This window comes from Bradyrhizobium sp. CCGUVB14 (assembly GCF_024199935.1).
Classification (GTDB): domain Bacteria; phylum Pseudomonadota; class Alphaproteobacteria; order Rhizobiales; family Xanthobacteraceae; genus Bradyrhizobium.
The window spans coordinates 4,625,463-4,641,351 of record NZ_JANADS010000001.1 but is presented as its reverse complement, the minus strand read 5'-3'; the positions used below and the strand labels follow the sequence as shown (position 1 = coordinate 4,641,351).

Genomic DNA, 15,889 nt, shown 5'->3' with positions numbered 1-15,889 from the left:
ACCCTCCCCGTCGTCTCAAGCGCGCGGGTTGACGATGGTGTAGCCCCGCAATGAACGTGCATGCATGCGCGTGGCGTGACCGCCCGAATTGGCGTCATAGGCCATCCACATGTCGCCGCTGAGATGCTGCTCCAGAACGAAGACGTGCCCGCGGCGCGCCGCAACCATTCCCGGCGCCGGCGCCGTCCGCGGGAAACGCAGCCAATTGGCCGCGAGGTTCAATTCCGGCACGATACGGCCGAACACGCGCAGCGCCGCGCCACAACCGCAGAAGGACGAGGGACACCCGGCCGGACGACCGCCAATGACGCGATCGCCACCGGACACGCTGATTGTCGTGGCGCGGCTTCCCGCGTCAGTCATCGTCATTTGGGTTGCCCGATAGGCTTGCAATGCCTGGCGGGGAGCCCGCTCGCGTCGCGCCTGCGGATACGAGAAGTCGCAGGGCATGGTGATGTTGCACCCGGGCGCTTGAAGATTGCGCGAGGGCCGCGCTTCCGAAGCAACTGAACTAACTGCAATTAAAAAACACGCAGAAATTACTAACTTCATCATTGCAGGACTCCGGTTGGAGGGCCCTGCCCCGGCGACGAGCTACAGATATCGGTTTGACCGAAATGGGCCTGAAGCGCGGCGAAAGATGGCCGGATTTGGGCGCCGTCGCCTCGGATGTGTTCCCGCTCGCCCCGATTGCGACGACGCAATCCAGACGTGTCCGCGGTGAGAGGATCAATTGCGGCGCTTCCGCCTTGGCTCTCCGAGCTTGCGCGGACAGGACGCTGGCAATGACGGCGGGACGTTAGGGCCGGATCGTCATGTTCTCCGGCGGCCCTGCTTTTCGCAACGGCTCGGCCAGCCGCGCGAACTCGCACAGCAGCGAGCGGGTCTTGCGCGGATCGATGATCTCCTCGACCCAGAATTTTTCGGCCGAGCGGAACGGCGAGCGCAGCTTGTTGAGCCGTTCCTGGATCTCGTTGAGCTTGGCTTCCTTGTCCTCGGCCGCGTCGATGTCGGCGCGGTAGGCGGCCTCGATGCCGCCTTCGAGCGGCAGCGAGCCCCAATAGGCCGACGGCCAGGCGTAACGGATCGAGAAGCGGTCGGCCGGCTGATGCACGACGCCGGCGACGCCGAAGGCATTGCGCAGGATCACGGTGCACCAGGGCACGGTGGTCTGGTTGACCGCGGCCATGGCGCGCACGCCGTGGCGGATGGTCGCCGCCTTCTCGGCATCGAGACCGATCATGAAGCCGGGGCAATCCATGAGATAGACGATCGGCAGATGGAAGGTCTCGGCGAAGTCGACCCAGCGCACCACCTTCTGGCAGGCATCCGCCGTCCAGGAGCCGCCATAGTGAAAGCTGTCGCTGGCGAGCAGCATCACCGCCCTACCCTCGAGCCGCGCGAGGCCCACGATGATCGGCTTGCCGAAATTGGAAGCGACCTCGAAGAACGAGCCCTTGTCGACGACCTGCTCGATGATCGGCCGCATCTTGTAGACCTGCTTGCGGTTGCGCGGCACCGCATTCATCAGCGCCTCTTCGCTGCGCTCCGGATTGTCGATGCAGGGCAAGGTCGGCGGCAGCTCGTAAACCGATGACGGCAAATACGAGAGGAAGCGCCGCGCGCAGGCAAAAGCCTCCTCCTCGGTGTCGACGGCATGATCGACCGCGCCGGCGCGGGTCTGGATATCCGCGCCGCCGAGTTCTTCTTTCGAGAGGTTCTGCCCAAGCGCCTTCACCACCGGCGGACCGGCGACGAACATCGCGGACTTCCGCGTCATGATGGAATAGTGGCTGGCGGCCAGACGCGCAGCGCCGAGGCCCGCAACCGAGCCGAGGCCCAGCGCGACCACCGGAACGCGCGACAAGTTCTCCGTCGTGAAGCGATACCAGCGCGTGCCGCCGATGCCACCCGGCAGGTTCGCCGCGCCCTTGGTCTCGATGGTCTTGACCGAGCCGCCGCCGCCGGAGCCCTCGATGATGCGCACGATGGGTAGACGGAGGTCGTGCGCCATCTCCTCCGCCATCAAGGGCTTTGCCGAGATCGACGCATCCGCCGAGCCGCCGCGCACCGTGAAATCGTCGCCGACGACAACCACGGTGCGGCCGTCGACGCGCGCGCGGCCGAACACGCAGTTCGCCGGCGTCACGGTCTTCAGCTCGCCTTTGGGATCGTACTCACCGATGCCGGAAACGGCACCGATCTCGTGGAAGCTGCCCTTGTCGATCAGTTTGTCGATGCGTTCCCGAACAGTCAGCCGGCCCTGGTCATGCTGTCGCTTGACCTTGTCAACGCCGCCCATCTCCCGCGCGAAGGCTTCGCGCCGGGCGAGCTCGTCGAGTTCCGGCTTCCAATTCATTCACTCCCTCCGAATTGATCGGCTTGTTATTGTTGTGCACGGCCATTGCGACCGGTTTGCGCGAGATGCGGTTGTTGAAGGCGTCGCCTTCCGCGCCCTCCATCAGGCTGCCGAGCGAACGGCCGAGCGCGACCATCACCGGCGCGACTTCGGCGTGGAGACGCTGCTCGTCAAACATCGCCGAGAGAAGGCCGATCGTGACGACCACGAAGGTCTGGTACTGCGGCGACCAGATCGGCACCGCCAGGCCATTGATGTGCGGGCTCCACAGGCCGCAGGCCGTGACATAGCCGCGCTCGCGCAGCGATTGCCGGTTGGCCTCGATGCGGGGCCTGAGGATCTTCGCCGCCTCGGGCGCTTCGCGCTCCATTTCGGCGATGTAGGCATCGCCGACTTCCGGCGACAAGGCCGCGGTATAGGCCGCGCCCGCAGCGGTCGAGGCCATCGAGATGCGGCTGCCTGTGCCCTCGTGCAGACCGAGCGCAGAGGCCGAGCGCGCGAACTGGAGATAGACGAGATGGAAGCGATCGGGCACGACGAAGCCGACGGTGCCAGGCAATTGGTCGGCGACTTCCTGCAGCCGCTGGCGGATCATGCTGCGCAGCTGCGCGCCCTTCATCATCGAGGCGCTCATCGCCACCGCACTCGGCCCGATGCGATATTTCTGGTCGCGCGGCAGGTAAACCAGCTGCCCCATGCGCGTCAGCGTGTGCGTGAGCCGCGACACGGTGGAACGCGGCAGGCCGCAGCGATTTGAAATCTCGAGATTGCCGAGCCTGCTATCGTGGCCCTCGAAGCATCGCAACACGTCGAACGCGCGCGACACCACCTGGATGACATCACCTTCACCGGCATCGCCAGCGAGTGCACCTTGCCTACTCAACCGCTCCGAACGTCGTCCCATGATCCCTACCGTTTGTTCCGCTCTGCGGAATTAAATTCCACTTGTGAAAGACGCTACCTCAGGCATTTTGCGACGACAACAAAAAGGCGATGGCATGCCAGAAATAAAGATCGTCACTGAAGTTGCGGGACGTATCTGCGCAACGCCCGTGCAAGTTGGAGGAACCGTCGCGGATGGCGAAGACGTTGTGATCGTCGAGGCCATGAAGATGGAGATCCCGGTGTCCTCGCCTGCGGCCGGCACGCTCAAATCACTGCTCGTGAAGATCGATGACCTTGTCGCCGAAGGCCAAGCGATCGCGATCGTCGCGAGCTGAGCACGCGCCGCCGCAGGTTCGTTGCAGTTTCCGTTGCAGTTTCTCGGCGGCTTCGGATCTGCGACAATCTGAAACAGATCATGATGCAATCGCGCGCGGCGTCTTGCGTTCGGGCGTTACAACAGAGCCGAACGGGTTGCGCATGTCAGGATTGCGTTGCACAAGGGTGGCGATGATAGCGCAACCGCCGCCCGCCGCCGCCTGGACCCGCTCGAAGCCGCCGCTGCTGCGGTTTCTCGACACATGCCTGAATGAGTTCTCCGCGGAGACCTCTGGCACAGTTGCGGATTATATTCCCGAGCTGAGCAAGGCCGACCCTGCCTATTTCGGCATCAGCCTCGCCACGCTCGACGGCCATGTCTATGAAGTGGGCGACTCCAGGGTGCCCTTCACCATCCAGTCGATGTCAAAGCCGTTCGTGTTCGCGCTGGCGCTGGATCTTCTGGGTGCGGGCAAGGTCGAAAGCGCGATCGGCGTCGAGCCCTCGGGCGATCCCTTCAACTCGATCCGGCTCAATGCGGAGAATCATCCGTTCAACCCGATGGTCAATGCCGGCGCGATCGCCTGCACCGGACTGATCCATGCGAGCAAGGGCGCTGATGCTTTCGAGCAGATCCGGCTCGCCCTCAGCCGCTTTGCGGGACGCGACCTCGCCGTCGACGAAGCGGTCTACACGTCCGAAAGTCAGACCGGCGACCGCAACCGCGCCATCGGCTATCTGCTCAAGACCAATGCGGTGATCTCGGACAATGTCGCCGGCGTGCTCGACGTCTATTTCCGCCAATGCGCGGTGCTGGTCACCGCGCGCGACATCGCGATCATGGCCGCGACGCTCGCCAATCGCGGCGTCAATCCGGTCACCGGCGAACAGGTGCTGACGCCGTATGCGATCTCGCGGACGTTGTCGGTGATGACCTCGTCGGGCATGTACGATTACGCCGGCGAGTGGATCTACCGGATCGGCATCCCCGCCAAGAGCGGCGTCGGCGGCGGCATCCTGGCCGCGCTTCCCGCCCGCCTCGGGCTCGGCAGCTATTCGCCAAGGCTCGACAAGCACGGCAACAGCGTGCGCGGCATCAAGGTCTGCGAGGCGCTGTCCTCGCACTACGATTTGCACATGCTCAACCGCAGCGATGACGCCCGCAACGCCGTCATTGCTGACTACGACATCGGCAAGAGCCCGTCACGCCGCGTCCGCCGCCAGCAGGAGCGCGACATCCTCGCCGCGCATGAAGAGGCCGTGCGGGTCATCGAGCTGGTTGGCACGCTGTCGCTCTCGGCGGTCGACTATGTCTCGCGCCGGCTGGCCGATCGACCGCGGCCGCAGTTCGTGATCTTCGATCTTCACCGCGTCACCTCCACCACGCGGGCCGGCGCACGCCTTGTGGCCGAAGCCTTCGAGCAGCTCGCCGCGCTGAACGTCACCGTGGTGATTTCCGGCGTCCGTCGCGCCTCCAAGGAATGGGACAGCTTGCGGGAATGGACCGCGGAGCTGAAGAACGTTCGCGATTTCTACCTGCTCGATACCGCGATCGAATGGGCCGAAGACCAGATCGTCTATCGCTATGGCGGTTCGATCGATTTCCACGAGACCACCGAGCTGTCCGAACAGCCGCTGCTCGACGGCCTCAGCGCCGAGGAGCTGACGGACCTCGCCTCGATCTGCACGATCAAAACCTATCACTCCGGTGCAAAGATCCTCACCGCAGGCGATCCTGCCGACGCCCTGTTCTTCCTGCGCAGCGGCGCCGTGCATGTCACCCTGCCCGATGGCGTCAGGCTTGCGACGCTGACCGCCGGCATGGCCTTCGGCGAGATGGCACTGATCGAGACCGCCCGCTCCGCCGACGTGTTCGCGGACATGGCGGCGACCGCGTTCGAAGTGTCGCTCAGGGATTTCGAGCGTTTTCGCCGGCAGCACCCGCGTGCCTCCGAGCGCATCATGCGCAACCTGGCGCAGCTCCTGGCCGATCGCCTGATCGTCGCCAACACCAAGGTCGATATTCTGACGTCGACGTAAGCGATCGCCTATCGGCTCGCCGCCTCGCTGATACGTCGCTTGATCTTGGCCGCGCTGGCCTTCAGCAATTCGGACGGCTGCTGGCCGGTCGCGGCGCACAGGCAGGCCCAGTAGTAGATGACATCGCCGAGCTCTTCGATTAGCCCCGCCTTGTCGAGCCAGTCGTCGCGCAGCAGCTTCTTGATGTGCTCGGCGACCTCGCCGGATTCACCGGCGAGGCCGAGCCCGAGATAGGACAGCCGTTCGTTCGAAGGATGCTCATCGACTTTCGCAACGGTCGCAGCCCAGGCCGCATATTCATCGATCGTCATGACCATCCCTCGCAAGCCTCGCTGTGGATCAGCCCACCACCTCGGTGACGGGTTGGAGATCGATCTCGAACGTCTCCAGGAACTTCGACGTCATGATGTAGAAGCCGACCGAGAGCTGCAGCTCGATGAGCGCTGCCGGCGTCAGCTTTGCGGCAATCGCCTTGAAGGTCGCATCCGTCGGCTTCCTCAGCTTCACGATCTCGTCGGTGAAGGCGAGCGCGGCGCGCTGCGTCTCGTCGAAACAGGTCGCAGCCTGCCAATTCTCCAGCGCCTCGTTCTGCGCGTCGGTGACGCCGACGTTCTTGCCGATGCGCTTGTGCGCGACGATCTCGTAGGGCGCCTCGCACAGAATGCCGGTGCGCGTGATCGCGAGCTCGCGCACGATGGGATCGAGCTCGCCCTTGTGGCGGATGGCGCCGCCGAGGCGGCAATACTGTTCAAAATAGCTCGGCGAATGCGACATCATGCGGAAGATGTTGGCATTGCGGTTCTTGTCGAGGATTTCGCGAGTGCGGTCGGACGCCTTGGACGGGTCGCTGTAGTCGATGCGGGCCATGATCACCTTGGGTCTTGTTGTCGTTTTTTGGACGACCCAAGACTATTCTTGCCCCGACGCAAGAGCAACATCATGCGGAGGACTTCGGCTCCGGAAATGCCGTCGGATCGGCAAAGCGCCTGACGATGTTGGTCACCAGCAGGGCCGCCACGTTGGCGTAGCCGTCGACCGGCAATGCGCCGATGAAATTCATCGAGCCGACCGAAAAGACCGCGCCGCCATTCGGCGTTTCGAAGAAGGTCAGGTCGGAGCGGATGATGTCCTCGCGCGACGCCGGCCAGGTATGGTCGTAGCGCTCTTCGTTGACGGGCTGATAGGTCGGATCATCGAGCACAGCGCGGCCGATGATGATCGCATGATGCGGCGTGCCGAGGCGCGTGTCCGCACGGTCGAGCTCGTGACCGGCCGCGCCTCCGCCCATGAAGCCGCGCTCGCCAAGCCTGGCACCGGGGCTCGCCAGTTCCTCGATCCCCTCGCGCATGAACGCGACGCGGGGATCGAGAATGCCGTCGAGGAAGGTGTAGGGGAACCCCTTGTATTCCCCTTGCGTGCTGAAGCCGACACCGACCAGCGCCTGCGGCGGCCGGCCAAGCCGTCGCCAGAGGCCACCATAGGACCCATCGAACGCATGATAGCTCTCGCCGGGCAGCGTTTCCCAGAGTCGGATGCCGCCCTCGGCGCGCCGCAGCTCGAAAGCCCAGGTGCCTGTCGCGTGCGGCACCACTTTCCAGTAGAAGCCGTTGCCGCCGAGATACATGAAGCGGCCGCCATTGCCGATATAGCCACCGAGCGCATCGAGCGTCTCGTGCGTATGATATTCCGGATGCTGGCCGGTCAGGACGACCGAATATTTCGACAGCAGATCGACGCCTTCGGCATGGACGTCGTGATCGGTGATGACTTCGAAGTCGATGCCCTTGCGGGTCAAGAGATCGGTGATGGCGCTGTCGGCGGCGATCCAGTAGAGGCCGGAACCGTCATCGCTGGGATCGACCAGGTGGATCTGGTTGACGCGCTTGTCGATCAGCGGCCGGCGCATGGTCGACATCACCACGCCGCTGCCGTCCGAATGGAAATTGTAGGGCGAGACGCCGTATTCCGGATGGCCGTCCGGCGCCTGCGCCAGCGCGCCCCAGGCCAGCGAGCGCTCCGTGATCAGAGCTTGCCTGCCCTTCTTCTGATACTGGCTGTAGACGGTGTAACTGAAGGTCGGCGCGAGGAACGCCACCTTGGCCTGCGATCCCGGTATTTTGGCGCGGACATAGAAGACGATGTTGTCGCGCGCGCCGTCCTTTTCGAGGTGCAGCGCATAGACGCCGCTCGTCCAATCCTCCGGCACGGTGAAGCTCAGCGACGGCTGCCAGCCGGAATCGCCGATATCATCATCGTGGAAATGGATCGCGCCCCAGAGTTTTGGCTCTTCCGTCCAGCGATGCGTCACTCCGCCAGTCCAGCGCGAGCCCGTCATCGCGCGCGTCGGCAAATTGATGCAGGTACCGTGCGCCTTGGCTGCGCCGATATCCGTCGCCGTGTCGGTCGGAATGCCGATCGAAAAATCCCATTCGGCGATGGCCGGGGCCGCCGCGCCAGAGGCTTGCGCGGCGATGACGCCGTCAAGACCGGTGCTGCCATCGGTGATGCGCGGCCGCTCGATCTTGCCATTGAAGTGGTGGACTGCGCCCCGGCTTCCGCGCTCCGCGGCGATTGCCGCCGCGCCCGTGCCGGCCAACGCGGCCTTTGGCGCGCTCAGCGTTTTCGTCGCGCGCTCGTCGCGGTCGAGCCTGATCTTGCGTGGCGCCTGCGCAATCGCCAGCGATCCGGTCGCGGGATCGAACAGGCAGGCGATATCGTGCCAGGCACGCTCGGTGAGCGCGATACCGGTCTCGACCTCGACGGTGCCCTCACCGGTCACATGCCGGGCGAAAGCACCCCTTTCACCGACGCCGAGCGTCAGCGAGCCGCCGGCGCCCGCAAAATTCAGCACGGCCTGCTTGCCCGCGGCGAGCAAGGTCGGCCAGACGGTCGCGGCAAAGGCGACCGGACCTGCCGGCAAAGTCAGCGCGGATACATCGACCCATGAGCCCTTGGCGATGGTCTGCTCGATCCCGTCGTGCTGGCCTTCGAGATTCCACTTCACCGGAATCTCGCGATAGCCGGGCCCCTTGGGATTCGGGTCGCCGCAGATGATCCGTGCGATCCGCGCCGAATAGCGCCCGCCGCCTTTGACCGCGATCATGAACTTGATGTCGTCGCCGGGGCGCACGCTCCAGCGGTCCGCATAGCCGGTGATTGGGAGCATCGAAAATCCTTCTTCAGGCGCCGCGCACGTTCCAGAACAACGGCAGGCCCTTGAGCATGCCGGTGATGCTCTTCTTGTACGCGGTCGGCTGATAGAAGACACCAAGCGGCACATAGGGAACATCGACAAAGCACTGCTTCTGCATCTCGATGCCGATCTTGGCCTGCGCGGCGGCATCGGGCGCTGCGAACCAGGAATCCCGGAGCTGCTCCAGCTTCTCGCTCCTGGCCCAGCCGAAGGTCGCCTTGTCACCGCTGCCGCGGATGAAGTTGTGGGCCGACGGATTCAGTTGCGTGACGCCGGCGGAATAGGTGCAGAAGGCGCTGTATCCGCCCTTGTCCGGCGTCTCGCGGTTGCCCATGCGGCGCAGCATCGAGCCCCAGTCCGTCATGACGTAATCGAGATTGAAGCCGAGCTTGCGGAACAGATCGGCGGCGACCTCGCTCATCTGTCCGATGACGGGGAAATCGCCCGGCGCCATCAACAGTACTTTCTCACCCTTGTAGCCGGCATCCTTGATCGCCTTGGCGGCGGCGGCGATGTCCCGCGGACCATTCAGCGCGTCCATGCCGGCATCGTTTGCCATGGCGCCACCGGGCGCGAAGAAGCCGACCTTGTCGCGCCAGAGGCTGGTATCGTCTCCCGCAACCGCGGACATGAACTCCTTCTGGCTGATGGCGGAGAGCACGGCGCGGCGGATGGCCGGGTTGTCGAAGGGCGGCTGCGTATGGTTGAAGCGCAGCACGCCGACATTGCCGATGGGATCGAGCAGTTCGACATTGAGCGCCTTGTTCGCCTTCAGCTTCTGCAACAAGTCGACGATGGGCTGATCCCACCAGTCGATCTCGCCCTGCTGAAGCGCGGCCGCGGCCGTCGCGGGATCCGGGATGACCTGCCACTCGACCCGGTCGAAATAAGCGACCTTCGGACCTGCAAGGAGGCTCGGCGTCCCCTCGGGACGCGGCACATAGCCGTCGAAACGCGAGTAAACGAGACGCGCGCCGGGCACGTGCTGATCGGCCTGGAATTTGAACGGACCGGAGCCGATCAGCTCCTTGACCGGCGTGACGCTGTCGGTCTGCGCCAGACGCTCCGGCATGATGAAGGCAATGATGGCACCGACCTTGCCGAGCGCCTCCGGCAGCAGCGGAAACGGCGACTTGAGCCGCCAGCGCACGGTCTTGTCGTCAGGCGCGGAGACCTCATCGACCAGATTGAAGAGCGAATTGCCGAACGCATCGCGCGAGGCCCAGCGCTTCAGGCTCGCCACTACGTCGCGCCCGCGCACCGGCTCGCCGTCGTGGAATTTCAAGCCGTCGCGCAAGGTCATCGTCCAGAGCTTGCCGTCGTTCTCGACGGTGTGGCCCGCGACCATCTGCGGCTGAACCTGGAATTTCTCGTCGACGCCGTAGAGGGTATCCCAGATCAGGAAGCCATGATTCCGGTTGACCAGGCCGGTGGTGATCATCGGATCGAGAATGGCCGCATCGGCCTGCGGCACGAAGCGCAGCACGCGCGAGCCCTGCGCGCGGGCCAGCCGCGGCATCGGAAGGGTCGAACCCAGGGCGACGCCGAGACCGGCGCCCAGTGTGGATCGGAGCAGGTCTCGACGACGCATGTTTTTGTCTCCTCAACGGATTACGAAGATGGACGGTTCTCGGCAAGCTTGGCTTCGGCGCCGGACAAGGTCCGCGCGAACAGGTCGAGCGCTTCGTCGACCCCGGCTTCGTCGATGATGAGCGGCGGACAGAACCCGATCGTATCGCCCATTGCGCGGATGATCAGGCCATTCTCGATCGCAAGCGCATCGAACATCGCGCCGACCTTCAACGCCGGATCGAACGCCCGCCGCGTCGCGGGGTCAGCGACCAGCTCGACCCCGATCATCAATCCTTCGCCGCGAACCTGGCCGACGATGCGCGAATCCCGCGCGATCTGCTCCAGCCCGGCACGGAGCCTGCCGCCCATGCGACGGACATGCGGCACGACGTCCATCTCGTGATAGATCTTCAGCGTCTCGAGCGCGATGGCCGCGCCGACCGGATGCCCGGAATTGGTGAAGCCGTGTCCGAACAGCTCGCCGCCCTTGTTCATTTCGGCAAGCGCGTCCCGGATCGGACGTCCGAGCAACACGGCTGACATCGGGAAGTAGGACGAGGTGATGCCTTTGGCGAGCGCCACCATGTCCGGCTTCATGCCGACCGTCTCGCAGCCGAACCAGTTGCCGGTGCGGCCGAAGCCGCAGACCACTTCGTCGCCAAGCACCAGGATGTCGTGACGGCGCAGCACCGCCTCGATCGCAGCGAAATATCCCTTCGGCGGCACGACGATGCCGCCGCCGGCGTTGATCGGCTCGGCGATGAAGGCGGCGATCGTATCGGGTCCCTCGGCCGTGATCAGCGCTTCGAGATCGGCCGCAAGGCGAGCGACGAACGCCGCCTCGCTCTCGCCAGGCCTGGTGCCGCGATAGGCATCCGGGCAATGCGTATGCAGGAAGCCGTCGAGCGGAAGGCCGAATTCGCGGTGCATGCGGGGCAGACCGCACATCGAGGCCGCGACGATCGTCGAGCCATGGAACCCGCGGTCGCGAGCGATGATCTTGCGCTTCCCCGGCTTGCCATGGACCGCGTGATAGACCCAGGCGAGCTTCACCATCGTCTCGGTGGCTTCCGAGCCCGAGGTGGCGAAATAGGCCTGCGCATCCGGGATCGGCGAGATCTCAACCAGCTTCTCGGCGAGGTCGATCGTGTTGTCGGGCGTCTTGTGATTGAAGCTGTGATAGAATCCAAACTTGTCGTAGGCCGCAGCTGCGGCCGCCTTCAGCCGCGCCTCGGAAAAGCCGAGCGAGGTGCACCAGAGCCCGGCCATCGCTTCCAGATAACGCTTGCCGCTTGCGTCATAGACATGGACGCCCTCGCCGCGCGTCATGATCAGCGGTCCGATTTCTGCATGATGCAGAGGATTGGTCTGCGAGTGCAGATGGAACGCGATGTCGCGCGCCTCGGCTGAATTCAGTCTTCGGTCGGACACGCGCGGTTGCTCCGTCTTCCCGCCGGTGATGCAGATCCGGCGTCGGTTCGACCCAAATTGGTCAGGCCAAATTGGTCTGACCAGCTTGGCTTTCGCGCGGCAGCTTGTCAAACTCAAAAAAACAGCTGATGAGCACGAAGATGTTGCACGACCCTCCAACCAAACCTGAACGCAGCTTCGAGATCGTCGCGCGGCGCATTGCTGCAATGATCCAGACGAGTTACCGCATCGGCCAGCGCCTGCCGGCCGAGCGCGATCTCGCGAAGACTTTTGGCGTGTCACGCCCGACGGTGCGCGAGGCCATCCTGTCGCTCGCGATGGCCGGGATGCTGAAGGTCCGCAGCAATAGCGGCGTCTATGTCATCAGTCGTCAGGAGGCGCCTGACGTGCATGTGCTCGAAGGCTTTGGGCCGTTCGAGAATCTGGAAGCGCGTCAGCTCATCGAGCCGCAGATCGCGGCGATCGCGGCGCAGCGCGCCTCGGAGGCCACCTTCGTGCAGCTTGCCGAAGCACTCGCCATGATGCGCTGGGAACACGCGCAGGGACGCGAGGCCGACACGTCGGACCACCGCTTCCACATGGTGCTGGCCGAGGCGACGGGAAACGGAGCACTGGTGTCGATCAGCGACTCCTTGTGGCGTGCGCAAACCGAGTCCGGCATCTGGCAGGAGATTCACAACCACATGCAGATGGAGGATTATCGTCCCATGTGGCTCAGGGATCACGAAGCCATATTCGAAGCCGTTCAAGCGAGGAGCGCTCGCAAGGCGAGCCAGGCGATGACACGTCACCTCAGCAATATCAGGGATGCGCTGATGGTGGCTTCGAAGGCCAAATCGATGGCCACACCGAAATCGTCCGGGAACTCTTCCAAGAAAATTCGATGAGACTTGTCGCGGTCGAGGAAAGGTTCCTCAAACTCTGCGCAGCGAGACCGCAGGAGCAACATCATCGAGTCAAAATGCCGCCGCATTGCTGATCGACCTTGGCACAGTCGATATTCGCCGCGTGGGGACTTGATTGCGGCGAATACTCGAAGTGGGGTGTTCCGAGTAAAATAATTGGCCGTCGGGTGCGCGAGTAGCGCACACGATGAGTCACGCCCAAGTCTAGGGAGAAAACGGCATGAAGGAAGCCACCAAGGGGGCGGCCTCGGAAGCGCTCGCGCATATGCTGGCGGTGATGGCGATGCTCGTCATCGCCAGCATATTATTCTACGGGCGTTGAGTTAGCTTTACGGGCGTTGCGTTCGCGTTTTCCAGTTTTCGTCATTCCGGGGTGGCCCTCGCACAGGCCAGGCCCAGAATACCCGTTCCAGGCTCGGTCCCTTGGACCGCCCCCGAATGACGAAGCCCACTACGCCTTCTTCGCAAAGAACGGCACGAGCTTACCCGCAAACGGCTTGAAGCCCGCGATCACCTCGTCGCCAATGGCAAGATCATTCTCGCCATGAGCCATCATGCGAAATCCCTCGGCGCAATCGACCAGCAGGATGTTGTAGGGCACGTGCGCCCGCGTCTCGGGCGTGGCGGCGCGGCAGACCAGCGAGGTCGCGTAGACCCCGCCCTTGCCGCTGGCACGCGCTTCGTGCAGGTCTGACGCACCGCAGGCCGCGCAAAAGGCGCGGTGGAAATATTGCACATGGCCGCATGCGCTGCAGGTCTGAAAGGTGATGGCCTCTTCGCCCTTGGTCCAGTCCGCGATTCGCTCGCTCATCGCACCTGCTCCAGAAACATGCTGACATGGGACGACAGCACGCCGCCGTCGCCGTGCAGCAGCGCAATCGAGGCATCGCGAACCTGGCGATTCGCCGCCCGTCCCGTCATCTGCAGATGCGCCTCGACCAGATGCGCCATGGCACCGCCGACGCCGCAATGGCCGTAACTCAGGAGGCCGCCATGGGTGTTGAGCGGCATCGCGCCGTCACGGCCAAAATGCCCTGAGCGCACGCGTGCCGCCGCCTCGCCGCGGCCGGCCAGGCCGAGGTCTTCCAGCAGCATCGCGAGCGTAATGGTAAAACTGTCGTAGATCGCGGCGTAACGCACGTCGGAGATCGCAAGGCCGGAGGCCTCCCTGGCGCGCGCGATGGAGATTTCGGCGCCGAGCTCGCTCAACGCCGGCGCAGCGGTGACATGCTGATGGGTATGCGCCTGGGCGCAGCCGCGAATGCGTACGCCCGCCTCCCCGGTCCGCTCCCGGCTGATGACGAAGGCCGCGCCGCCGTCAGACACCGGGCAGCAGTCGAGCAGCTTGAGCGGCATCGCCACCGGCTTCGAGGCCATGACGTCGGCGACCGTGATGGGATCGTGGAATTGCGCGCCGGGATGCGCGCAGGCATGCGCGCGCATCAGCACGGCGAATTCGGCGAGATCCTGTTCGGTGACGCCGTATTCATGCATGTAGCGTGTGGCGACGAGACCGTAATAGGCGGGAATGGTCGGGCCCAGCGGCACCTCGTAGTCGGGATGACCGACCTGCGCCAGCGCCTGGATCGAGGCATCGCGGCTCTGCCCGGTCAGGCGGTTCTCGCCGCCGACAACGAGCACGTTGCGGCAGACGCCGGCGTCAACGAGATGATGGGCGAGCATCGTCATCGCAAGTCCGGTGGCGCCGCCGACCTGCACGGCGTGCGCATAGGACGGGCGGATGCCAAAATGTTCAGCGAACACCGTCGCCAGCATGATGTGCGGCGACACCGTTGAGTAGCCGCAGAGGATGCCATCGATCTCGGCCCGCTTCAGCCCGGCATCGTCGAGCGCGGATTGCGCAGCCTTGCTCATCAGGTCGAGCGAGGACGAGCCTTCGTGCTTGCCGTAGGACGTGAGGCCGACACCGGTGATGAAGCTCATGATGCCCTCCTACTCCGGCGCCAAGCGCGTGACGCCATCGCGAACCATGGCGGCGATGTCGTCGGCGGAGTAGCCGATCTCGCGCAGGATCTCCGCGCCATGCTCGTTGAGGCGTGGGGCGAGCCTGACAGGCTCGGCCTCGGTCTCCGACCAGGTGGCCGTCACCTTCATGCTGCGGATCGGGCCTTCGGTCGGATGGTCGACAACCGGGAAGAAGCCCGTCGCCTCCAGATGCTGGTCGTGCAGGATCGACGCGAGGTCATGCATCGGCATCACGGGCACGTCGGCCTTGGTCAGCAGCTCGATCCACTCGGCCGTGGTGCGCGTCTCGAAGATGCGCGCGAGCTCGGCATAGACGACGTCGATGTTGGCGGCACGGCCGGCGAAGGTTGCGAATTTGGGATCGGCGCGCAGGTCGTCGCGCCCCGTGGCCTTGAAGAAGTTCTCCCACTGCTTGTCGTTGTAGACGATGACGCTGAGATAACCGTCGGAGGTCTTGTACGGCCTGCGGTCGCGCGAGAGATGCCGGGCATAGCCACCCTTGTCGAGCGGCGGCTCAAAGGTGAGCCCGCCCATGTGGTCGCCCATGACGAAGCCGGCCATGGTCTCGAACATCGGGATGTCGACGCGCTGGCCGTAGCCGGTGCGATCGCGATGCACGAGGCTGGCGCAGATCGCGCCGACGGCGGTGAGGCCGACGATGCGGTCGACCAGCGCGTTCGGCACGTAGCGCGGCACGCCGTCGCCGGTCTGCGCCATCAGGGCGGGGAGCGCGGTGGCGCCCTGGATCAGATCGTCATAGGCGGGTTTTGCGGCATAGGGCCCGTCCTGACCGAAGCCGAACACGCCGGCATAGACGAGGCGCGGGTTGATCGCGGAGACGACGTCATAACCAAGCTGAAGCCGCGCCATCGCCTGCGGGCGGACGTTGTAGACGAGAACGTCGGCATCCTTCAGCAGCCGCAGCACGGCCTCGCGTCCCGCAGGCTTCTTCAGGTCGAGGCAGATCGAGCGCTTGCTACGGTTGGTGTTGAGAAACACCGGGCCCATGCCGGCATGCCGCATCGGGCCGATCAGGCGGGTGACGTCGCCGTCGAGCGATTCCACCTTAATCACGTCGGCACCGTAATCGCCGAGCATCTGGGTCGCATAAGGCCCCATCAGCACGGTGGTCATGTCGACGACCTTGATGCCCTTCAGCGGCCCCATTCGTTCGCTCCCGATTGCGCAGGCTATGGATTCCTG

14 protein-coding genes are annotated in these 15,889 nt (G+C 64.4%); 3 read left to right on the top strand and 11 right to left on the bottom strand.

Annotated features, from left to right (window positions below; translation table 11 throughout):
- Window positions 1–15: 15 nt before the first annotated feature.
- The 3 genes from NLM32_RS21310 to NLM32_RS21300 form a co-directional block, all read right to left on the bottom strand.
- Window positions 16–555, bottom strand: a complete 540-nt coding sequence (locus NLM32_RS21310) for a hypothetical protein (RefSeq protein WP_254130854.1) — start codon at window positions 553–555, stop codon at window positions 16–18.
- A gap of 244 nt (window positions 556–799) precedes the next feature.
- Window positions 800–2,359 carry an acyl-CoA carboxylase subunit beta gene (locus tag NLM32_RS21305; RefSeq protein ID WP_254130853.1) on the bottom strand — a complete coding sequence of 520 codons (1,560 nt, stop codon included), beginning with the start codon at window positions 2,357–2,359 and terminating at the stop codon, window positions 800–802.
- Complete coding sequence (locus NLM32_RS21300) at window positions 2,289–3,263, bottom strand: IclR family transcriptional regulator (RefSeq protein ID WP_254130852.1); 975 nt, start codon at window positions 3,261–3,263, stop codon at window positions 2,289–2,291. The genes NLM32_RS21305 and NLM32_RS21300 overlap by 71 nt, the downstream gene beginning before the upstream one ends.
- A 94-nt stretch (window positions 3,264–3,357) precedes the next feature.
- Here NLM32_RS21300 and NLM32_RS21295 point away from each other — a divergent pair, with 94 nt between their 5' ends.
- Together NLM32_RS21295 and glsA are read left to right on the top strand one after the other, a co-directional pair.
- Window positions 3,358–3,579 (top strand): acetyl-CoA carboxylase biotin carboxyl carrier protein subunit, encoded by a 222-nt coding sequence (locus NLM32_RS21295; protein WP_254135382.1) that lies wholly within the window; start codon window positions 3,358–3,360, stop codon window positions 3,577–3,579.
- A gap of 172 nt (window positions 3,580–3,751) precedes the next feature.
- Window positions 3,752–5,599 (top strand): glutaminase A, encoded by a 1,848-nt coding sequence (glsA, locus tag NLM32_RS21290; RefSeq protein ID WP_254130851.1) that lies wholly within the window; start codon window positions 3,752–3,754, stop codon window positions 5,597–5,599.
- A gap of 8 nt (window positions 5,600–5,607) precedes the next feature.
- On the opposite strand, the gene NLM32_RS21285 is transcribed toward glsA, so the two are convergent.
- The 5 genes from NLM32_RS21285 to NLM32_RS21265 all read right to left on the bottom strand — a co-directional run bounded on the left by NLM32_RS21285 (window position 5,608) and on the right by NLM32_RS21265 (window position 11,795).
- Complete coding sequence (locus NLM32_RS21285; protein WP_254130850.1) at window positions 5,608–5,910, bottom strand: nucleoside triphosphate pyrophosphohydrolase family protein; 303 nt, start codon at window positions 5,908–5,910, stop codon at window positions 5,608–5,610.
- A 28-nt stretch (window positions 5,911–5,938) separates the two neighbouring features.
- Window positions 5,939–6,466 carry a carboxymuconolactone decarboxylase family protein gene (locus NLM32_RS21280; RefSeq protein ID WP_254130849.1) on the bottom strand — a complete coding sequence of 176 codons (528 nt, stop codon included), beginning with the start codon at window positions 6,464–6,466 and terminating at the stop codon, window positions 5,939–5,941.
- Between the two features lie 70 nt (window positions 6,467–6,536).
- On the bottom strand, window positions 6,537–8,765 hold the full coding sequence (locus tag NLM32_RS21275; protein WP_254130848.1) for a N,N-dimethylformamidase beta subunit family domain-containing protein: 2,229 nt from the start codon (window positions 8,763–8,765) through the stop codon (window positions 6,537–6,539).
- A gap of 13 nt (window positions 8,766–8,778) precedes the next feature.
- On the bottom strand, window positions 8,779–10,383 hold the full coding sequence (locus tag NLM32_RS21270; protein WP_254130847.1) for an ABC transporter substrate-binding protein: 1,605 nt from the start codon (window positions 10,381–10,383) through the stop codon (window positions 8,779–8,781).
- A 20-nt stretch (window positions 10,384–10,403) separates the two neighbouring features.
- Window positions 10,404–11,795, bottom strand: coding sequence for an aspartate aminotransferase family protein (locus NLM32_RS21265; protein ID WP_254130846.1), 1,392 nt, complete (start codon window positions 11,793–11,795; stop codon window positions 10,404–10,406).
- Window positions 11,796–11,923: 128 nt separating this feature from the next.
- On the opposite strand from NLM32_RS21265, the gene NLM32_RS21260 reads away from it, so the two are divergent.
- A complete protein-coding gene (locus NLM32_RS21260) occupies window positions 11,924–12,682 on the top strand; it encodes a FadR/GntR family transcriptional regulator (RefSeq protein WP_254130845.1) in 759 nt (252 codons plus the stop codon).
- Between the two features lie 469 nt (window positions 12,683–13,151).
- On the opposite strand, the gene NLM32_RS21255 is transcribed toward NLM32_RS21260, so the two are convergent.
- Genes NLM32_RS21255 through NLM32_RS21245 form a run of 3 tightly spaced genes read right to left on the bottom strand, consistent with a single transcriptional unit; the run spans window position 13,152 to window position 15,853 of the window.
- Entirely contained in the window at window positions 13,152–13,511 is a 360-nt protein-coding gene (locus tag NLM32_RS21255; RefSeq protein ID WP_254130844.1) for a Zn-ribbon domain-containing OB-fold protein, read from the bottom strand.
- Complete coding sequence (locus NLM32_RS21250; protein ID WP_254130843.1) at window positions 13,508–14,644, bottom strand: thiolase family protein; 1,137 nt, start codon at window positions 14,642–14,644, stop codon at window positions 13,508–13,510. Before NLM32_RS21250 ends, NLM32_RS21255 begins: the two co-directional genes overlap by 4 nt.
- A 9-nt stretch (window positions 14,645–14,653) precedes the next feature.
- Window positions 14,654–15,853 carry a CaiB/BaiF CoA-transferase family protein gene (locus NLM32_RS21245; RefSeq protein ID WP_254130842.1) on the bottom strand — a complete coding sequence of 400 codons (1,200 nt, stop codon included), beginning with the start codon at window positions 15,851–15,853 and terminating at the stop codon, window positions 14,654–14,656.
- Window positions 15,854–15,889: the final 36 nt, after the last annotated feature.